Annotated in this window: 19 protein-coding genes; 11 read left to right on the plus strand and 8 right to left on the minus strand. The window is 45.6% G+C overall.

The window, feature by feature from the left end:
* Positions 1–92: 92 nt before the first annotated feature.
* A complete protein-coding gene (locus MRK00_06675; GenBank protein ID MDR4517054.1) occupies positions 93–542 on the minus strand; it encodes a YbaN family protein in 450 nt (149 codons plus the stop codon).
* Positions 543–674: 132 nt separating this feature from the next.
* Between MRK00_06675 and MRK00_06680 the strand changes: the two genes are divergently transcribed.
* A complete protein-coding gene (locus tag MRK00_06680; GenBank protein ID MDR4517055.1) occupies positions 675–1,145 on the plus strand; it encodes an FKBP-type peptidyl-prolyl cis-trans isomerase in 471 nt (156 codons plus the stop codon).
* A 127-nt stretch (positions 1,146–1,272) separates the two neighbouring features.
* The gene (locus tag MRK00_06685) at positions 1,273–4,560 is read left to right on the plus strand and encodes a DUF748 domain-containing protein (GenBank protein MDR4517056.1); all 3,288 of its coding nucleotides are present in this window, start codon (positions 1,273–1,275) and stop codon (positions 4,558–4,560) included.
* Positions 4,561–4,632: 72 nt separating this feature from the next.
* Here MRK00_06685 and MRK00_06690 read toward each other — a convergent pair whose 3' ends face one another.
* The 4 genes from MRK00_06690 to folX all read right to left on the minus strand — a co-directional run bounded on the left by MRK00_06690 (position 4,633) and on the right by folX (position 6,868).
* Positions 4,633–5,304, minus strand: a complete 672-nt coding sequence (locus tag MRK00_06690) for a DUF2780 domain-containing protein (protein ID MDR4517057.1) — start codon at positions 5,302–5,304, stop codon at positions 4,633–4,635.
* A 170-nt stretch (positions 5,305–5,474) separates the two neighbouring features.
* Entirely contained in the window at positions 5,475–5,924 is a 450-nt protein-coding gene (locus MRK00_06695) for a CBS domain-containing protein (protein ID MDR4517058.1), read from the minus strand.
* A 188-nt stretch (positions 5,925–6,112) separates the two neighbouring features.
* Complete coding sequence (folK, locus tag MRK00_06700; protein MDR4517059.1) at positions 6,113–6,493, minus strand: 2-amino-4-hydroxy-6-hydroxymethyldihydropteridine diphosphokinase; 381 nt, start codon at positions 6,491–6,493, stop codon at positions 6,113–6,115.
* Between the two features lie 3 nt (positions 6,494–6,496).
* Positions 6,497–6,868 carry a dihydroneopterin triphosphate 2'-epimerase gene (folX, locus tag MRK00_06705; GenBank protein ID MDR4517060.1) on the minus strand — a complete coding sequence of 124 codons (372 nt, stop codon included), beginning with the start codon at positions 6,866–6,868 and terminating at the stop codon, positions 6,497–6,499.
* Between the two features lie 181 nt (positions 6,869–7,049).
* Between folX and MRK00_06710 the strand changes: the two genes are divergently transcribed.
* On the plus strand, positions 7,050–7,352 hold the full coding sequence (locus tag MRK00_06710; protein ID MDR4517061.1) for an antibiotic biosynthesis monooxygenase: 303 nt from the start codon (positions 7,050–7,052) through the stop codon (positions 7,350–7,352).
* Positions 7,352–8,560, plus strand: a complete 1,209-nt coding sequence (locus tag MRK00_06715) for an iron-containing alcohol dehydrogenase (GenBank protein MDR4517062.1) — start codon at positions 7,352–7,354, stop codon at positions 8,558–8,560. The genes MRK00_06710 and MRK00_06715 overlap by 1 nt, the downstream gene beginning before the upstream one ends.
* A gap of 53 nt (positions 8,561–8,613) precedes the next feature.
* Here MRK00_06715 and plsY read toward each other — a convergent pair whose 3' ends face one another.
* Entirely contained in the window at positions 8,614–9,225 is a 612-nt protein-coding gene (plsY, locus tag MRK00_06720) for a glycerol-3-phosphate 1-O-acyltransferase PlsY (GenBank protein MDR4517063.1), read from the minus strand.
* A gap of 79 nt (positions 9,226–9,304) precedes the next feature.
* Between plsY and MRK00_06725 the strand changes: the two genes are divergently transcribed.
* On the plus strand, positions 9,305–9,688 hold the full coding sequence (locus MRK00_06725; GenBank protein MDR4517064.1) for a dihydroneopterin aldolase: 384 nt from the start codon (positions 9,305–9,307) through the stop codon (positions 9,686–9,688).
* A gap of 15 nt (positions 9,689–9,703) precedes the next feature.
* A complete protein-coding gene (locus tag MRK00_06730; GenBank protein ID MDR4517065.1) occupies positions 9,704–10,711 on the plus strand; it encodes an NAD(P)-dependent alcohol dehydrogenase in 1,008 nt (335 codons plus the stop codon).
* A 55-nt stretch (positions 10,712–10,766) separates the two neighbouring features.
* On the opposite strand, the gene MRK00_06735 is transcribed toward MRK00_06730, so the two are convergent.
* Positions 10,767–10,982 carry a hypothetical protein gene (locus tag MRK00_06735; protein ID MDR4517066.1) on the minus strand — a complete coding sequence of 72 codons (216 nt, stop codon included), beginning with the start codon at positions 10,980–10,982 and terminating at the stop codon, positions 10,767–10,769.
* A 441-nt stretch (positions 10,983–11,423) separates the two neighbouring features.
* Here MRK00_06735 and MRK00_06740 point away from each other — a divergent pair, with 441 nt between their 5' ends.
* From MRK00_06740 to MRK00_06750, 3 genes are all read left to right on the plus strand, one after another.
* A complete protein-coding gene (locus MRK00_06740; GenBank protein MDR4517067.1) occupies positions 11,424–13,205 on the plus strand; it encodes an SLC13 family permease in 1,782 nt (593 codons plus the stop codon).
* A 397-nt stretch (positions 13,206–13,602) separates the two neighbouring features.
* Positions 13,603–13,782: a hypothetical protein gene (locus MRK00_06745; protein MDR4517068.1), complete on the plus strand. Its 180-nt coding sequence runs from the start codon at positions 13,603–13,605 to the stop codon at positions 13,780–13,782.
* Positions 13,783–14,239: 457 nt separating this feature from the next.
* A complete protein-coding gene (locus tag MRK00_06750; GenBank protein MDR4517069.1) occupies positions 14,240–15,610 on the plus strand; it encodes an ammonium transporter in 1,371 nt (456 codons plus the stop codon).
* A gap of 60 nt (positions 15,611–15,670) precedes the next feature.
* On the opposite strand, the gene MRK00_06755 is transcribed toward MRK00_06750, so the two are convergent.
* Positions 15,671–16,393: a Mut7-C ubiquitin/RNAse domain-containing protein gene (locus tag MRK00_06755; protein MDR4517070.1), complete on the minus strand. Its 723-nt coding sequence runs from the start codon at positions 16,391–16,393 to the stop codon at positions 15,671–15,673.
* A gap of 184 nt (positions 16,394–16,577) precedes the next feature.
* Between MRK00_06755 and carA the strand changes: the two genes are divergently transcribed.
* Positions 16,578–17,720, plus strand: coding sequence for a glutamine-hydrolyzing carbamoyl-phosphate synthase small subunit (carA, locus tag MRK00_06760; protein MDR4517071.1), 1,143 nt, complete (start codon positions 16,578–16,580; stop codon positions 17,718–17,720).
* A 48-nt stretch (positions 17,721–17,768) separates the two neighbouring features.
* Positions 17,769–20,966 (plus strand): carbamoyl-phosphate synthase large subunit, encoded by a 3,198-nt coding sequence (gene carB / locus MRK00_06765; GenBank protein MDR4517072.1) that lies wholly within the window; start codon positions 17,769–17,771, stop codon positions 20,964–20,966.
* The last annotated feature ends 77 nt before the right edge of the window (positions 20,967–21,043 follow it).

Consider the following 21,043-nt stretch of genomic DNA (forward strand, 5'->3'; position numbering starts at 1 on the left):
CTATATTGTAGGCGATCTCTGTGTTTTAAAAAAAGAAATCATGGTTTTTTTTGCAGAGAAAAATCAGCCCTTGTTGTTTTCGATGCAAGAGATTATCGTACAGGGATGCGTGCCAGGAAAAAAGTTAGAATGCAGGCAATGGTTGCGAGCATTATCTTTTGCCACATTTCAGGGACTATGAGAATTGATACGCTGAAAGACAAGGCAGTCATAATATAGGCGACACGTTTGGCTTTGCGGGGTATGCTGCGGTGCAGGCGCCATTCAAGTATGATTGGCCCGGTATAGCGATTGGTCATCAATTTGTTATGAAAACGTTCGGAACCCCTCGCAAAACAGGCGGCAGCCAGAAGTACAAAAGGCGTTGTCGGCAGAATCGGCAGTATAACGCCCAGCGCACCAAGCATGAGCGCAGTAAACCCTGCTCCTAAATAAAGACTGCGAATTACTGGCGAATGATGCAGGCATAAAAGACCTGCCCCTTGTACATCAAGTAATTCCTGTCTGTTGGCGTTTATTCGATTATTTTCGGATAGCTGCATAGTCTCTAGTCGATAAGAATGCCCAAAAAATGCAATTCAAAAGGATTCGTCCCAAAATATTCATTTATGTTAGGGTATGATACATGAGAGTATATATTTTGAACAAAGTTTTATTAATTTTTGAGGAAAATAATGACTATAATTAAAAATCTTTTTAAATCAAATAGTATTGTAATTACGTTGCTGGTAATGTTTTTGCTGCATACTGCATTCGCCAATCAAGTGCGGGCGGCAGATTCGGAGCCGCAGTTCGAAAAAATTGATCGGAAAGTGGGCGAGGGCGCAGAAGCGGATATCGGAAATACGGTTAATGTGCATTACACGGGTTGGTTGTATGATGACAATGCACCGGACAACAAAGGAAAAAAATTCGATAGTTCACATGACCGGAAAGCGCATTTTTCGTTTATGCTGGGTGCTGGAAGAGTGATTAAGGGATGGGATCATGGCGTGAGAGGTATGAAGGTTGGTGGGGAGCGCACGCTTATTATTCCATCGTCTATGGCTTACGGTTCACAAGGTGCCGGAAGAGTCATTCCGCCCAATGCCACGCTGATTTTTGATGTCGAATTAATTGGCATACAGGACGGTTCGCATTATTGATTTTTTGCAGTTTTTGATTTGCCCGGATATTCATAGGGGTTCCGGGCATGTTTTCAAGATATGGTCTAAAATTGATACACATGCAATAAAAATATCTTTTACAAGTTAAACCGGAAAAGGATATGTCATGAATCAGATTCAAACCAAGACTACTGGCATGCGTTCTACAGCGGTAAAACGTTTAGGCATCAGCTTGGCTGTTCTTGCTGTATTGGTTGTCCTGTTTGGATTGCTGGGGTATTATTGGCTACCCGGTTATGCAAAATCACAGCTGGAATTACACTTGTCGGAATTGCTGGATCGTCCGGTAAGTGTGCAGGCAATCGAAGTTAAACCCTATACGCTGGAACTGTCGGTCAGTGGTTTTCGGGTCGGCGAGAAAGATGACAGTATGGATGCAGCGGAAACATTCGTTTCGTTTAAGAAACTGTATATTGATATCAGTTCGGAGTCGATTACCCGGCTTGCGCCGGTAATCAGCTCGATAACGCTGGATACGCTGCATATCCGGTTGGCGCGAGAAGGCGAGAACGAATTTAATTTTTCCGATCTGATTGAGAAATTCTCTCAGCCTTCAGCAGATGAAGATGAAACAGCAGCGTTTTTTTCAGTCAGCAATATTGTGCTGAAAAATGGCCATATAGAGTGGGTGGATCATTTTAAGCAGAATCATCAGGAAATATCCGAAATTAACTTTGCCATACCTTTTGTCGCGAATCTGGACAAATTGAAGGCCGATTGGATTGAGCCGCATTTCAATGCCAAGGTGAATGGCGCGCCCTTTTCATTGGAAGGCAAGCTGCGTCCTTTTGCGGACAAGCGCGAAGCAACACTGGTGCTCAGTCTAAGTGACATCGATTTGACGAATATTGATGCGTATGTGCCGTTTCCAGCTGGAATCAACCTGGTTTCAGGCTATTTCGATAGTCACCTCACCGTGGCATTCACGCAAGTCAGTGAAGACGAACCCGCAATTACATTATCCGGTGATGTCAATTTAAAGCGCGTCGCAATTAATAACGAGTCTGTAGCAGCACCTTATCGCCTTGATTTAGGAAATTTTCATCTCAATCTGGGCCAGTTTGATCTGTCCGGACTGAAGCGTTCTCATCTGGTATTAAGCCTGGGTGACATTGCTTTATTACCGTTGACATCAGACACGGATCAACAGCAAGCGGCCGTTTCATTACAGAATCTTGCTGTTGATGACGTGATGATCGATCTGACGGGCAAACAGGTTGTTCTGAACACAGTGACGCTGGATGGCTTAAAAGGCAATATTAATCGTGAACAAGACGGCAGTATCGATCTGACCTATTTTTTTAATCCCGCTGATACGGTTGTCGCTACTACAGCCGAACCTAGAGGCCGTAAAAAATTCATACAGAAGCCGCGCCGAAAACCATCTCGTGAAGACTATGAAGCATGGCGCCAACTCGCAGAAAGTCAGGAAAAGATACAGATTGCGGAATCAATTATCCCGGTTCCCGAAAGAAAACCGCCGTATGAAAACTGGCTGGAACGTGCGGCACAAATTGAAAAAGAACCTGAAAAAGAGCCAGATCCATCTGGTCGTGAAGCACCCTCGTGGGTTGTTCAGGTCAATCAGTTCAGGCTCAATGATGCTGCCATACGCTACGCCGATTTAGCATTGAATGATGTTGCGCCAATGAATATTAGTCCATTGGATTTAAGCGTGGATAATATCGATGTGAGTGGTGTGAATCCACTTGATCTGAAGCTGTCAGCGCAAGTCAATCAGCGCGGTATTATAGAGGCCAGCGGTCTTCTGGCATGGTCGCCACTTGCGACCGATTTGAACCTGAATTTGAAAGCAGTGGATCTGGTGTCATTGCAAGGCTGGGCGGGCGATGTGCTTAACGTTCTGCTGACCAGTGGCGATATTTCATTTCAGGGTAATGTTAAAGCCGAGGGAGAGCCACTCAAGGTTGTTGTCAACGGAGAGGGGCAGTTGGGAAATTTCAATATAATTGACCAGAAGCGTTCCAGAGATCTGCTGCGCTGGAAAAATCTCGATATCATTGGACTTGATTTTGTCAATGAACCATTGAAAATCAATGTTGACAGTGTAAAGCTGGGTAATTTTTTCGCGCGCGTGATGCTGTTACCCGATGGGGAGTTGAATCTCAAACAGATTGTGCGGCAGGATGAAACGCAGATGCCGACTGACGAGCAGGCTCAGGTTGCGGTTGATCAAGAAGAAAGTAAGCCCGTGCCGCTGTATATCGGAAAAATTATTTTGCAACAGGGTGATGTCGATTTTTATGATCGTTTTATTAAACCGAATTATCATGCAAATCTGACCGGCCTTACTGGTCAGATCGGGCCTATTCATTCCAAGCGGTCCGGCACAATTGATATCAAAGGGTCAATCGACAGAACTGCGCCGTTGGAGATTCATGGCAGTATTGAGCCGTTTGGTCCAGATTTGTTGCTGGACATTGTTGCAAAGGCGAAAGAAATCGATCTGCCGCCGTTCAGTCCCTATTCCGGCAAGTACGTCGGTTATGCTATTGAAAAAGGCAAGTTGTCAGTTGATGTTCATTATCATGTCGAGCAGGGTGCGCTAACTGCGGAAAATAATATTTTTCTCGATCAGTTTACGCTCGGTGAACGCGTAGAAAGTGAGGAAGCGGTATCGGTGCCGCTGGAACTGGCCATAGCCTTGCTTAAAAACCGGAAAGGCGAAATTGATATTCATCTGCCGATCAAAGGCTCTATCGATGATCCTCAGTTTAGTCTTGGAAGCATTATTCTGGATGCATTTATTAACCTCATAACCCGAGCGATAACCGCGCCCTTTGCGCTGCTTGGTTCAATGCTCGGAGATGGTGAAGAATTGTCCGAAATCACCTTTTCTCCAGGTTCGGCATTTATTGAGGCGACGGCAGAAAGTCGTTTGCAAACCTTGTCCGAAGTGCTTAAGGATCGTCCTGCATTACGCTTGGAAATTGCCGGCTATGTCGACCCAGTCAAGGACTACGAAGGATTAAAATATGCGTTCTTGCAGCGTCAGGTGAAGGCTCAAAAGCTGGCGGCAGATGCAAAGAAAGGTAAAACCGGTGGGGCGCTTGCAGATGTCAAATTGACACCGGAAGAATACAGCGAGTACCTGGAAACCGTGTACAAAGCAGCGGATTTTGAGAAACCAACCAACTTTTTGGGTTTGACCAAGAGCCTGCCCGATGCGGAAATGGAACAGTTGCTGTTGGCACATATCGAAGTTAGCAACGATGATATGCAGGATCTGGCTGAAGACAGGGCTGTCGCGGCGCAAAACTGGTTACTGGATAAAGGGGAAATTTCTGGCGAGCGGTTGTTTGTACTGGGTATGCAGAAAACCGATCAAGACGATGACGGAACAGGGCTGCGCGTAGAGTTTAAATTGAAATAAATTCAGTATATTTTTGGGAAAACAGGCTTCTGTTTTCCCATTTGTTCAGCTTTTTATGTGCTTTTCCATAAATTATGGTGCGCCTAGCGCTGAGCGTAATAAGTTCGCCGTAACCTGTCCACTGGCATTTTGCACGTAATCGGTCACAATCGGTATAAACTGACCGACCATATCCGGTGACAGGTTTAGCTGCTGAAACGACGTGGCAAGTGACGCTGCGTTGTTTAGGGTGCTACCTGCGCCGCCTAACAGCGAGGATACGCCGCTACCCATGCCGCCCAGCGGATTTGAAACCACAGGGGCTGCATTGAGCATTTCTGTGATTCCGGGAACAGATTGGGACAGTGTTGAAAAAGCTTGTGGTTCCATTCCAGATTGTGCGGCCTGGAAAATTGCGCCTGCACCGCCTAAAGCCTGATGTTGCGAAATGCCGAGTTGCTGGGAGAGGATATCCACCAAGCCGATTTGTCCGGTCGCTGCACCAGCCATGTTGGACATGCCTGTCGCTGCTGCCGTGCCTGATGCGATGGCCGCATTGGTCTGGGTTGCGATATCTGTTGCAGCGGTTGTTCCTGTGGCAATCGCTTGACGTCCGGCTTGTGCGGATTGCTCAATAGAAGACAAACCGCTATCGACCGAACCGAGAACATTACTGCCGCCGCCGCTTGAAGCGCAACCCATTATTGTCAGGGTTAGACTGGCGATGCTGGCAACAGTTAATTTTGAATAGTTGCTATTTTTCATAAAACGCTTCCCTCTGGATATAGGTGGTTTAGTTTAAAAGAAGGGGAAATTAATCAACAATTTTTTGTTATTACAAACTGACTATGACATAAATAGGCCGCTCGATCAACTCACGGTATTTTTATGATTTATTGGAAAAGAAAAATCGGTGATGTCTAGATTGTGTTCATTTAAGGCCGCTGTTTGGTTTCTTTTTCAATTTCACGTCCTGCGAGTGTGGCAAGTTCGGATAATTCTTCGGACAACAATTGCAAAAGATCATCCAAAGTAATAATACCTGCTAATCCACCGTGGTTATCAATGACCGGCGCGCGTCTGATTGCGTTGCGTCGCATATATTGAATGACGTCGAAAACCCCGGTGTTTTCATGAACAGTCACAAGTTTTGGTGTCGTAATATCACCGACGGTCATGACCGCGGGGTCCAGTTCCGTAGCCATGATTTCAATAACAAGATCCCTGTCGGTTACAATTCCAATGGGTTTTTTGATGCCGTTTTGTTCTTCTACGATGATCACGTCGCCCACATGATGCTGACGCATCAGCTTGGCGGCTTCAAGTACAGATTCTTCTTTCTGTATGATAACAACTTCCCGATTACAGAGTTCGCTGATCGACATTGATGTCTCCTTTTTCGTAATCTTTATCGTCTGAATGCATTGTATAACATAAGAACATTTTCACGGTTAGCAAGGTGTCCGGGCAGAAAAAAGCGTGCTGACTGGCGTTGTGGGGTGACGGATTTTAAACGAATGCCTGGAAAATTGATGTATCAGGGCAAATTTCTGAATTCTATCGGTTTCTGGCGCTATCTTAACTCGTCAACCGAATTCCTGACAAAGTCCCTTCTATAATAATCATTGTCAACAATTTCACTGTTCCAGACAATGATGTCCAGATCAATCACTCTAGGGCCGAATTTAGGGAGCGAACGATCTCGTCCCAGTCTGTTTTCAAGGTTTTTTAAATAATTTTTGAATTCTTTTCGTGACATGGTGGTGTGGACTTTCACGGCACCGTTAACAAAATCATTTTGACTGACAATGCCGATCGGTGAGGTTTTGATCCATGTCGATGTTTTGTTGACATCGACCTCCTGCTTCAAAATTGTAAGAGCTGCTTCGACATTTTTTTCGGGATTGATGTTGGATCCGATGCCGATGATGCATTCATTTGTATCGTTCTTCATCGGTTAGCACTTGTCCGCAATGACATCGCGTGTCGCTTCCAGTTCAACCGAAACCGATTCCGCGAAACGCAGTGCATGCGGTTTGTCGACTTCCACTCTGGCAAAACGGACTTTCTTGTTTTTCATGATTTCATTCAAGATAGATTGCGTTAATTTTTCCAGCATCTTGAATTTTTGCCCCTGAACCAGCGCAATGATATTTTTTGTAATAGTTTTGTAATTATACGAGTTGTCTACTGAATCATTTTTAATCGCCAGGTTCAGATCGACATCAATCATCAGATTAATAACGACATCCTGCATCTTGTCGATCTCTTCATCGTTAAAGCCGATATACGTGCGTAGCAACAGATTTTTAATACGAATGATGGCCATTTTTATAGCGGCACCCAGCCTGCTGGGCGTGGGTTGTAAATAAACGATGATTAGTCAAATGAATACCCATACCCCTTTTTACTATATTCTAGGTCATCCAACAACTGCTCCGTTTGATGGTATGCTTTACCGGAATGAGGTGTGAACGTTAATAAACCAGTAAACTCAAGGAGGAACGATAATGTATGTAACCATTGTGCATGTTTCAGTTAAGCCGGAATATGTAGAAGCGTTCAAGGAGGCTTGCCGGTTAAACCACGAGGGTTCTGTTCAGGAACCCGGTAATATGCGCTTTGATATTTTGCAGTCAACTGACGAGCCGACAAAATTTGTGCTTTACGAAGCCTACAAAACACAACAGGATGCTGCGGCCCATAAAGAAACCGAACACTATCTTGCGTGGCGCGAAACCGTGGCCGACTGGATAGCCGGGCCGCGACAGGGCGTTGTATTTCAAGGATTATATCCTGTGGTAAATGCCTGATGTTTAATTTCTCCATTGCAAGATTGCCGCGAATCGAGTTTGGCTCAGGTGTCTTTGATAAATTACCGGATATTGTCACAGGATACGGATCGAATATTTTGTTAGTGACGGGCGCGCATTCGTATAACAATATTCCAGGTTGGCAGTCGTTCTTGAGCGCGTTAACGCTCAGGTCGATCGGTTATTCTCATTGCACCGTTGCAGATGAGCCTTCTCCGGCTTTAATCGATGATACCGTCAGGGCATACTCTGGACATTCTTTCGATGTTGTCGTGGGTATCGGTGGCGGCAGCGCGCTTGATGCGGCCAAGGCCATAGCGGGTTTGTTGAAAGTGCAGCGTTCGGTTATGGATTATCTTGAAGGCATCGGACCGGAATTACCCTATGAAGGGCCTGCGATACCGTTGATTGCAGTACCGACAACAGCGGGTACCGGCAGTGAAGCGACCAAAAATGCTGTGCTGAGTGTGCAAGGTGAGCAGGGATTCAAGAAATCTTTCCGTCATGAGAAACTGGTTGCCGAATATGCCATTGTCGACCCGGAATTGTTGAGCGGTTGTCCACCCAATGTGATTGCCGCCAATGGTATGGATGCATTGACCCAGTTACTGGAATCGTATGTTTCGCTTAAATCCAATGCATTTACAGATGCATTGGCGGTCAGTGGATTGCAAGCTGCAAGAGAGGCATTGATTCCGCTGTATCGGCACAGCGTACAGCAAAATGTGCAACCCGATGAGAAGATTGAGCAATGTCGTGAAAAAATGGCTTATGCCGCCTTGCTCTCAGGGATTACCCTGGCGCAAGTAGGTCTCGGGTCGGTGCATGGACTGGCATCGCCTTTGGGCGCATTTTATCCGATCCCGCATGGGGTGGTATGCGGTACTTTGGTTGCATCTGCAACAGCGATAAACATAAACAGTATGCTGGCCAGGGAACCCGGTAATAAGGCATTGGCAAAATATGCGCAGGCAGCCGGAATATTGTGTCAAAAACATTTTCATGATGAAGCGTCGGCGCATGCTGCATTGATACAACTGCTGTCCGAATGGACACAGCAACTTGGGCTGCCGCGTTTGTCTCATTATGGATTGAAAGAAGTGGCATTGGATCCAGTGGTAGCCAATTCACGGGGCAGCAGCATGAAAACCAATCCCATAGTCTTAACCGATGCCGAAATCAGGCAATTGCTGTTGGCTCGTTTATAACAAATGCAAATCTGTAATACTGATAATTACACATAAATGTTTGCAAGCGTTGATCAGGGAGACGTTTTTTTTTGACCGATACGGCTTTCCTTGCCGGCTATAAGATTGGAAATGTTGGCCTGGTGACGCCAGATCAGCATGAGTGCCATCAGGAAGACAGTCAGCGTATTCAGAGTAAATCCGAATAGGAGGTATGCAAAGATGGGCGCCAGTGCAGCTGAAACCAAAGCGGATAACGAAGAGTAACGGGAAATGACGGCAACCGCGACCCAGGTCGCCATTGCAAGCAGGCCGAGCATTGGACTGAGTCCCAGTAACACACCTACGGCTGTTGCAACGCCTTTGCCGCCCTGGAAATTCAAGAATACAGGAAATACATGACCCAGAAATACTGCGAGCGCCACAACGGCGACAACTTCATTGCCCAAATTCCAGGGTGGTGCAAAATAGTGTGCCAGTGTGATCGCCAGCCAGCCCTTGCCAGCATCGCCCAGCAGCGTTAACACAGCTGCCGCTTTTTTGCCGCTGCGTAGAACGTTGGTTGCGCCGGGATTTTTCGAGCCATATGTGCGCGGATCTGGGAGCTTGAAAATCCAGCTGGAAATCAGTGCAAAAGGAATTGATCCAATAAGATAGGCAAGAAAAATAAAAGCCAATAGCGTCATAAGAATTAGTATCGCTCCAGTAAATTAGAATAGAATTATAGTAAAAAACAGTCCGAATGATTACATTTCGCCGTCAATAATGGATATTATTTTTCTTAGCGATTTCAAGGCCAAAACATTAATTGGTATTTATCCTTGGGAACGCAAGGTCGCACAAACGATACAACTGGATCTTGAAATTGCCTTACCCGATAAACGCGCGGCTGAGACAGACAGCATTGATCATGCAGTTGACTATGCACGTGTTGTTGAATGTATTCGTGAGATTCTCGAGAAAAAACATTTTATGTTACTGGAAGCGCTGGCCGAGCATATTGCGCACACCATTATGAAAGAATTTAAGTCGCCGTGGGTGAGAATCAGTGTTGCAAAGCTGGATATTATACGGGGTGTCAAAAGAATTGGCGTGTGTATTGAGCGCGGAACACGATACAATGCAGAACACAATGGCGAAATAAGGTAACTTCAGGGAGATAACATGTTTAAAGCCTACGCTGCGTCAGAGCCAGGCGGCAAGCTTGAGCCGTATGAGTATGATCCGGGGCCGATGGGGCCGCAGGATGTTGAAATTGTCGTTGAACATTGCGGAATATGTTATAGCGACATTAGTATGCTGCAAAATGAATGGGGTATGACACAATACCCGTTTGTGCCGGGACATGAAATCATCGGGACAATTGCCGGTATCGGTGATCAAGTGCAGCATGTTCGGCCAGGCCAACGGGTGGGTCTGGGTTGGCATGCCGGTTACTGTATGCACTGCCATAGCTGTATGTCCGGCGATCATAATCTTTGCGCACAGGCGCAGGGAACGCTTATTGGACGGCATGGCGGAATTGCAGACAGGGTTCGTGCGCAGGCTGCAAGTGTAGTCGAACTGCCGCGCGAGCTGGATGCGCAAAGTGCAGGGCCATTGTTTTGCGGCGGTATCACTGTTTTCAATCCATTGATGCAGTTCAATATTAAACCAACCGCCAGGGTGGGCGTCATCGGTATTGGCGGATTAGGCCATTTGGCGCTGCAATTTCTGAATGCCTGGGGATGTCATGTTACTGCATTTACGCACAATGAAAGTAAAAAGGACGAAATTCTGAAACTTGGCGCGTATCAGGTATTAAATTCAACCGACTCCGCGACACTGGAAGCGGCAGCCGGACAATTCGATCTGATTTTATCTACTGTTCAGGCCGGATTGGATTGGAATGCTTATGTTGCCATGTTGAGCCCCAAAGGCCGTCTGCATTTTGTTGGAGCGACTTTGGAGCCGCTGGATATTGGGGTTTTTCCATTAATTTTGGGGCAGCGCAGTATTTCAGGTTCTCCGGTAGGCAGCCCGGATACAATCCGCACCATGCTGGATTTTGCAGTGCAGCACAAGATCAAGCCTGTTGTTGAGTATTTTCGCTTTGATCAGGCAAACGAAGCGATAGCGCATCTGGCCAGTGGCAAGGCGCGCTACCGGGTCGTTCTTAGCAACTCAGGTTAATAACAGATAAATACATTTGGCCAATGGCAAATGTCATGTCAATTTTGATGAAGCATTAGCGATATAATTCGCGATTGTTGTCATCAGATAAAGAAGCTTGGCGATAAGGCCGTTCGCGATCGGTATATCCAGCGAGCTTTTCCTTGTAATTCCAACTCGCAGCGGGATAACTGCCGCTGTTGCCGCCGTGGTCAAAATTTTCATTGAGAAGATGGCTATAAAGAACGAGCGCCAATCCATAGAGAGACAAGCTAACCAATAAATCTTTCATATAAGCAATACAATTAAGTTGTTGATGATGGGGTAGAATAAAGATATTTTATTCAGGACATCTCTAAAAATCCATATTTTGTCACAATACTTTGTTGTTCACAAAAAATATATCCTTGCATATCAATCATATGCTGCGGCAGTATTTTCTGTTCTCGCCTCGTCTTGGTCTTGTTTAAAACGTTGAATTTATAGAGGCGTCGTCTTAAATCAGCTGTATTTCTTATTTTTAGAAGCAATTTATTCATTATCAGCGTGAAAGCATACCATTATTTAGCTTGACTGGCCTGATCTTTAAAACGCTTTGCGGTACCGAAGCCTGCCGCGTATACAAAAATCATATATAACAAAAATATATATGATAATCAAAATATATTATTTCCAATTATATTGATGACTGCTGTATATTACGCACGGGATTTTTTTCTGGGGTATCAGGATAATGGAATGGCAAGGTTGGTTTGCGATGGGACTATGTGTCGCCGTGTTATTGACGCTGACATTTACCCGTATTGGTCCCCATCTGGTTATGGTCGCAGCACTGACGATTTTAAGTGTTTCAGGCATTTTAACCAGTGAAGAAGCTTTACTGGGTTTTAGCAATTCGGGTTTGATCACGGTGGCGGCCATGTTTGTCGTCGCTGCGGGCATGCACGCTTCGGGAGCGATTGATTTACTAGTCAATCACATACTTGGCCGTCCAAAGACAGTCCGTTCAGCGCTATCAAGAATTTTTTTTCCCGTGGTGGCATTGAGCGGTTTTCTCAATAACACGCCTGTCGTTGCAACCATGATCCCGGCAATTTATACCTGGTCGCGTAAAATCGGGATTTCCCCGTCCAAGCTCATGATTCCTTTAAGTTATACCGCTATTCTTGGCGGTACGTTGACGCTGATTGGAACCAGTACGAATTTAATCGTTAATGGCCAGTATCAGACATTGACCGGTGAACCTGGTTTTTCGTTATTTTCGATTACGGCAGTTGGGTTACCTGTGGCGCTTGCCGGATTTCTACTGATGTGGTTATGGTTTCCGCGTTTGCTGCCGGATCGGACCAAGAGTGAGGCTTTCTCTAATCTTCGTGAATTTACGCTGGAAGTATCCGTTGCTCCGAATGGGCCGCTCGTCGGTAAAACTGTAGAGGAAGCCGGGTTGAGACATTTGCGGCGCGTTTATCTGGTTGAAATCGATAGAGACGGTACTGTTATTACCGCAGTTTCATCCGAAGAGACATTACAGAGTGGTGACCGTTTGGTTTTTGCGGGAGAAATCGATGCCATTTCTGACTTGCTTCGTATCAATGGTATCGTACCATCAACCGAGGATGATCAAGCACATGTGTTGATGACACAGCGTGCCGAAAGACGTTTGGTGGAAGCTGTGGTATCCCCGCACTGCGCGGCAATCGGGAGAGCTATTCGCGATACGCGGTTCAGGTCGCAGTATGGTGCGGTCGTGCTGGCCGTGGCGCGCAACGGTGAACGTATCAAGGGGAACCTGGGTACCATCAAGTTGCAGGCAGGCGATACCTTGTTACTCGAGGCAAGACCGGCTTTTGTCAGCCGTCAGCGCTATAACAAGGATTTTTTGTTAATCAGCGATCTGAATACCGAATCGCCGCGTCATGAACGTGCATATCTTGCCTGGGCAATACTGGTCGGCATTATTGCCGCAGCAGGCTTTGAGATCATCAGTATGCTCAATGCCGCGCTCGTCGGTGCGGGATTAATGGTGATCACAGGATGCTGCTCGGCCAGTCAGGCGGAAAAAAGTCTCGATTTGACGGTCATTATCACCATTGCGGCTTCGTTCGCTTTAGGGATTGCACTGCAAAAAACTGGCGTTGCGGAATACATCGCGCAAAATATGGTGGATATAAGCAACGGTACACCTTGGCTATTGCTCATCCTGACGTATTTGACGGTTTCGGTGTTAACTGAAATGATTACCAATAATGCCGCAGCACTGCTCATGCTGCCTATCGTGCTGGAAATTACCGAAAAAGCAGATCTCAATAACGTGCCGTTCATTTTAGCCATCATGATGGCCTCATCCGCAAGCTTTGCAACGCCTCTGGGTTATCAGACCAACCTGATGGTCTATGGGCCGGGCGGATACCGTTTTACGGATTTTCTCAAAGTCGGGCTGCCGATGAATGTGCTGGCAGCGGTGGTCACTATAACGGTGTTGCTAATCGGTTGGCCGTTGGTGGTTGTTGAGTAAATCTTTTTTACTCAGTGGACGGGACGGACAACCCTGGACATTACTCGATATAGTCAATATCCGGTGACACCCATTCTTGCCATTACTGCTGCGACATATAGCTGCCGAGTTTGTGGTTCGAGTTCGTTTTGGAAGCTTTTCAGCAGATCCGCCGAAACCAGCCGGTAAAATGGAACCGTTCGGTCTTCATAATTCACGGGCCAAAATAATAGCAAAATAACGCATTACATACAAAAAGCTGAATTATCTCGGTGTTTTTCCGTTTGATAAATTGTTCTCTTGTTTTTTAAACATGGAATTGTGGGATAAATCACTAACTGTCTGTGCTTTAACTGATACGCTGCATGATGTCTAATGTGATTTCCCGTTAATCTTTCTTTTATGGAGGAATGCTGCGATGGACATGGAATTTTCTATTGAGGATATCGATGATTTGGACGATTTCGATGAAGTGATGGAAGACATGACCGCTGAAAGCCGCGTCGTAGAAATCATCGATGAAATGGAGTTTGTTGAAGATGATCTGGACTATTTTGATGAGTCTGAAATACAGCGTGAGATAACAGAAATGTTTTGATTTTTTTTCAAAAGCCGATTCAGCGAGAATTTCTTGCGATATCGCTAGGCATGCAAGTCAATCTTTTTTGACTTGAATCTATCAATCGTGTTGGTTAGGAAAAAAGTGTGATTAAAATAGAAAAAGGTTAGATTGCGTTCGTTTATTTTTTCGTGCGCAATCTAATCGTTAGATTCGGTCCGCCAATTTGCAGTTCAAGCAGCATTAACTGTTCTTCCAGCGTTAATTCTAGTAAATTCAAAGTATTTTCGTTTCACCGCCCTAAATTCCGGGATTCAATAAAGCCAGGTTTGGCTTAAATTACCGTATATTTCCGATAAGATTTCTTTTTATCGAGTAAACTCACCTATAAAACCCTATTGTATTTATGGTGATTAGGGTTCACACTCTACCCCGGGGTGTGCTTTACATAAAAATTCTTCCCCACAAATATATTCATTATATAAGGATTAATAATATGAAAAAGGGCTTTAGCTTGATATTGCTGGGAGCAGTGAGTGCGTTTCTCCTGGGTTTCAGCAGTTGGGTAAGTGCAGAAGCTGCGCCGGTCATGAGCGAAGCGCGAACCGTTGCGCAGTATAATTACATCATCCATATTCTGGCGATGTTACTGATCGGTTTCGGCTTTTTGATGGTTTTTGTGCGTCGCTATGGTTTCGGAGCAGTAACGGGTACTTACCTGGTTGTTGCTGTTGGATTGCCGCTGTATATTCTGTTGCGCGCCAATGGCATTTTTGGACATCATCTAGATCCGCATACACTGGATGCGATATTGTTTGCTGAATTATCGGTTGCCACCGCGCTCATTGCCATGGGCGCAGTATTGGGTCGATTGCGCGTCTTTCAATATGCCTTACTGGCGCTTTTGGTGGTGCCGCTATATTTACTGAATGAATGGATAGTATTGGATGATGCGCTAGGCCTGACGACCGGCTTTCAGGACACGGCAGGGTCAGTTGTGATTCACGCATTCGGCGCTTATTTCGGTCTGGCCATGTCGATTGTGCTGACCACAGAATATCAGCGCAGCAAACCGATTGAATCCGATCATACTTCAGATCGCTTTGCAATGCTGGGTTCCATGGTGTTATGGCTTTTCTGGCCGAGTTTTGCAACGGCGCTTGCACCGCTTGAGGACATGCCGCAGACGGTTGCCAATACATTATTGGCGTTGTCTGGCGCTACAATTGCAACCTATTTCTTAAGTTACAAATTGAACGGTGGTAAAACATCCATGGTCGATATGGCCAATGCTGCATTGGCTGGGGGTGTCGGTATTGGGTCGGTGTGTGATGTGGTATCGCCTTCGGGTGCATTTGGCATCGGCTTGTTGGCTGGGGCAATTTCTGTACTGGGTTATGTTTTCCTCTTGCCCATGCTGGAAAAAAAATTCAAGCTTATTGATACCTGCGGGGTCCATAATCTGCATGGCATGCCCGGATTATTGGGAGGATTTAGTGCATTGTTGGTCGTTCCAGGTGTTGCCACGGCACAGTTAACCGGTATCGGTATTACGTTGGGTATTGCAATTGTCGGTGGTCTTGTCGCCGGTATCGTCATTAAAATTACCGGAACAACCCGCGAGCCCTATGAGGATAGTGTCGAGTTTACGCATATGGCCGGGCCGGAAAGCGAACAGGCGGATGGACAATTGCAGGCGCGTATCGATTCTCTGGAAAATAAAATTGCCCTGCTAGAGATGCAGTCTCAGGATAAATCTACAGAGGTTAAGGGCTTGTTCGAAGGATTGGAAACACAAATAGAGTCTCTGGAAAACGAGATTAAAGGTGCGCAATCAGAAATAATGCGGAATAGACCGGAATCTTGAGTTTATTATCATTGAAGTGTCCTCCCATCTTGGTAGGGTAACCAAGATGGGAGGTGACGATTACGAATTGTCAGTGAGTTCCTTAATTAAACATTCGACATGTGCGCTATGGCTACCTTGCCAGTATATCTGGTCGCATTCTGAACAGATCAGGAATTTGTCATAGTGTTTATTGGTCAATGGCTTGAGGCGGTGTGTGATATCTCTTTTTTCGGTCTGAATTAATTTTCCGTTGCAATACGTGCAGCGTGTCAGGGGCTTTAACAAAGGACGCAAATTGAATTGAGTAAGAACTTCCATGACTTGGGTTTTGGGAATATCTGCGCGTACAAAATATCCGAAGATAATAATTTTTCTCTGTAACAGCTTGCGATCCCGGGTTAATACGATACGTTGAGTTTTGCTGGAAATTTCGGCGATTGTCTTATCTTCAAAATGATTACAGTACAGACAATCGAGACCAAGCAGCCTTAGATAACGCGCTAACCTGCCCAAATTGACATCGACAATAAATTTGGGTGTGCCTGATATCGGTGGGGACAAATGTAAAATTGGTGTGACGATGAATTTTTTGGGTGTCGGATAACGTGGATGGACATGAATTTCATCTTCGTTCTGTACGATATAATTGAAGTCAACCGAAATGCCATTGACAAGTATCAAGTCGATTTCTGTGTGTGGAACATTGTAGGATTCAATCACATCCTTGACAGACGCTTTGCGGTTAAAGTCATGAACAATCACTTTATGTCGCTCAATCGGCGCAATAAAGTCTTTAAGCACTGCATGGAAATGTAAGTGCACTTGTTCCATAACGCAAACAATATATCAGGTTGGAAGCCGTTAGATGGTGCTTTTGCATAGAAACTCGAAATGTTTTCACGTATAATTTCTACTTCAAAAATCGGGTAAATCTGAATTTCCCCCCGATTCTTTAATACTACGAATCAAAATCCAAGGAGCTCTTGTGTCACAATGCCCGCATGCCATTCTTGCACTTGCAGATGGAACTGTTTTTGATGGCATTTCTATTGGTGTAGAGGGTATCACGACGGGCGAAGTTGCTTTTAATACTGCGATGACAGGTTATCAGGAAATACTGACTGACCCTTCTTATTGTCAGCAGATTATCACATTGACTTATCCGCATATTGGCAACACCGGTGCCAACCCGGAAGATTTTGAATCGGGTAATGTCGATAAAGTCTATGCGGCGGGACTGGTGATACGTGATTTGCCAATAAGGGCGAGTAGCTGGCGCCAAGAGCAGCGACTAACGGATTTTCTGTTAAGTCAGAGGGTGGTGGCCATAGCTGAAATTGATACCCGTAAGCTGACACGTATTTTGCGTGAAAAAGGAGCGCAATCGGGTTGTATTATGGCTGGTCAGATTGATCAGGAGCAGGCAATTGAATATGCACGTGCTTATCCTGGATTGACCGGGATGGACTTGGCAAAGGTTGTTTCGTGTCAAAAGCCCTATACATGGAATGAGGGTGAATGGTTGCTGGGATCAGGCTATGGGAAGCAGGAAAGTGTGCATTTTCACGTGGCGGCATTGGATTTTGGCATTAAACGCACTATTTTGCGGAAACTGGCGCAGCGTGGCTGCAAAATAACCGTGATGCCGGCGCAGACATCTGCTGAAGAGATTTTGGCCTTGCAGCCGGATGGTGTTTTTTTGTCAAATGGTCCGGGCGATCCGGAACCATGCGACTATGCGATAGCCGCAACACGCAAATTATTGGAAAAAAATATACCGATTTTTGGTATTTGTCTTGGACACCAGTTATTGGCGTTGGCAAGTGGTGCGCAGACACTCAAAATGAAATTTGGCCATCATGGCGCCAATCATCCGGTGCAGGATGTTAGCAGTAAAAGAGTTTTTATTACCAGTCAGAACCATGGTTTTGCAGTAAGTGACGATACGTTGCCCGATAACATCCGTGTTACACATGTTTCACTCTTCGACGGCAGTCTGCAGGGACTCGAGTTGATGGATAAACCCGCTTTTTGCTTCCAGGGTCATCCGGAAGCAAGCCCCGGTCCGCATGAAGCCGATTATCTTTTTGATCGATTTATTGAAATGATGCAAAACGCTAGAAATTAATGCAGTTCATTTATTCTTATAATAATAAAATCAGGTCAATATCTGAAAATGCCTAAACGCGCCGACATACAATCCATTCTTATAATCGGTGCTGGTCCCATTATTATTGGTCAAGCATGTGAATTCGATTACTCAGGGGTACAGGCTTGCAAAGCGCTGCGTGAAGAAGGGTATCGCATCATTTTGGTGAATTCCAATCCGGCTACAATCATGACCGATCCGGAAATGGCCGATGCAACTTATATTGAGCCCATTACATGGCAAATGGTGGAAAAAATCATTGATGCTGAACGCCCGGATGCACTGTTGCCGACAATGGGCGGACAGACGGCGCTTAATTGTGCGCTTGATCTGGTCAAGCATAACGTGCTTGACAAGTATAACGTGGAATTGATCGGCGCCTCACGTGAAGCAATCGATAAGGCGGAAGACAGGGAAAAATTTAAACAGGCGATGTCCCGGATAGGTCTGAATTCTGCACGTTCAGCTATGGCGCACAGTATGGAGGAAGCACTTCAGGTGCAGGCCATGGTGGGTTATCCTGTCATTATTCGTCCATCTTTCACGATGGGTGGAAGTGGCGGTGGAATTGCCTATAATCGTGAAGAATTTGTTGGTATCTGTGAACGCGGATTGGATGCTTCGCCGACTAAGGAATTGTTGATCGAAGAATCCGTGATAGGCTGGAAAGAATATGAGATGGAAGTTGTCCGGGACAAAGAGGATAACTGTATCATCATATGTTCCATTGAAAACTTTGACCCCATGGGTATTCATACCGGCGATTCGATTACCGTTGCGCCAGCGCAGACATTGACGGACAAAGAGTATCAGTTGATGCGTAACGCTTCCATTGCAGTATTGCGTGAAATCGGTGTTGAAACGGGCGGGTCGAATGTGCAGTTTGCGATTAACCCGGATGATGGACGGATGCTGGTCATTGAGATGAATCCTCGTGTATCCCGTTCTTCAGCACTGGCCTCAAAGGCTACCGGATTTCCTATTGCTAAAATTGCCGCAAAGCTTGCAGTGGGTTATACCCTGTATGAACTTGGTAACGATATTACCGGTGGAATTACACCGGCGTCATTTGAACCCACAATCGACTATGTTGTAACCAAAGTGCCGCGTTTTGCATTTGAAAAATTTCCGCAAACCAATGATCGATTGACAACACAGATGAAATCTGTCGGTGAAGTGATGGCCATCGGCAGAACATTTCAAGAATCGCTGCAAAAAGCTTTGCGCGGATTGGAAATAGGTGTTGACGGTCTGGATGAGAAGACAAACAATCTGGAGAAAATAGAGTCCGAACTGGCCAATCCAGGTTCGGAACGTATCTGGTACATTGCTGATGCATTTCGTGGTGGTTTGACTGTAGACGATGTTTTTCAGTTGACGCGTATTGATCCCTGGTTTCTGGCGCAAATTGAGGATTTGGTCAGGCAGGAACAATCGTTGTCCAAAAAAAGATTGGAGACACTGGATGAACAAGCATTGCGTAGATTTAAACGGAATGGCTTTTCAGATCGAAGACTGGCAAAGCTGCTGAACACAGACCAGACTGCGGTGCGTGTATATCGCCATCGGTATAATTTGCGGCCTGTCTATAAGCGTGTGGATACCTGTGCTGCGGAATTCGCTACCAGTACGGCGTATATGTATTCCACTTATGAAGAGGAGTGTGAAGCGCAACCAACCGACAAAAAGAAAATTATGGTACTCGGTGGTGGCCCTAACCGGATAGGTCAAGGTATTGAATTTGATTACTGTTGTGTGCATGCTGCTCTGGCGTTACGGGAAGACGGTTATGAAACCATTATGGTGAACTGTAATCCTGAAACGGTTTCAACTGATTACGATACTTCGGATCGGCTATACTTTGAACCGTTGACACTCGAGGATGTGCTGGAAATTGTGGCTGTTGAAAAACCGGAAGGCGTGATTGTGCATTACGGTGGACAGACGCCATTGAAGCTTGCAAGAGATCTGGAAGCCAACGGCGTACCGATTATCGGCACCAGTCCTGATATGATCGATTGCGCTGAAGATCGAGAACGTTTCCAGAAAATGCTGCAAGAACTCGGGTTAAAGCAACCGCCAAATCGTACGGCACGAAATCCTGAAGCTGCGCTGGTTGCTGCTGAGGAAATTGGTTACCCCCTGGTTGTCCGGCCGAGTTATGTGCTGGGTGGTCGTGCTATGGAAATTGTGCACGAACAAAACGATCTGGAACGGTATATGCGTGAGGCGGTAAAAGTATCCAACGATTCACCTGTTTTGCTCGATCATTTTTTGACCAATGCGGCTGAGGTGGATATTGACGCGATACATGATGGTGAAACCGTGTTGATTGGTGGTATCATGGAACATATTGAAGAGGCTGGTGTTCATTCGGGCGATTCCGCCTGTTCATTGCCGCCGTTCAGTTTGCAATCGGCAATCCAAGATGAGTTGCGTCGCCAAACAGTGGCCATGGCGCGTGCATTGCATGTTGTGGGGCTAATGAATGTGCAGTTTGCTATCCAGGATGGGAGCGTCTATGTTTTGGAGGTCAATCCTCGGGCATCCCGGACTGTTCCGTTTGTTTCCAAGGCAACAAGTCTGCAGCTAGCTAAAATCTCTGCGCGCTGTATGACAGGTAAGACATTGAAGCAACAGGGTGTAACACAGGAAGTAACGCCTGCATTTTATTCTGTCAAAGAAGCAGTTTTTCCTTTTATTAAGCTTCCTGGTGTAGATACGATCTTGGGGCCAGAAATGAAATCGACCGGAGAGGTAATGGGTATTGGTGATACATTTGCTGAGGCATTTGTTAAATCTCAGCTCGCGTCGGATATCCGGTTGCCAAAATCAGGTACGGCTTTTATTAGTGTACGCCAATCGGATAAATCTCATGTAATCGAAATCGCACATGATCTTGCGAAACTCGGGTTTACACTTTATGCTACACGGGGAACGGCTGCAACACTGACTGAAGCAGGCCTGCGGGTGATGGCTGTCAATAAGGTTGCTGAGGGGCGCCCACATATTGTGGATATGATTAAGAATGGTGAAATCAACTTAATCATTAATACCGTCAAAAATAAACGCAGCGCAATACGCGATTCTTATTCAATTCGTCATGCAGCGTTGCAAGCCAGAGTAACTTACTATACTACTTTGGCGGGTGCGCGGGCTGCATGTGTGGGTATGATTAATATGCAGGAATTAAAAGCATATAAGCTGCAAAAAATGCATACTTGATTGAAATTATCAGTTGGCATGTCTTTGATTGAATAGTGTGAATCGATAAATTTGAAGAATAAAGAAGGATAAATAGC

The sequence above is a fragment of the Nitrosomonas sp. genome (genome assembly GCA_031316255.1).
Classification (GTDB): Bacteria; Pseudomonadota; Gammaproteobacteria; order Burkholderiales; family Nitrosomonadaceae; genus Nitrosomonas.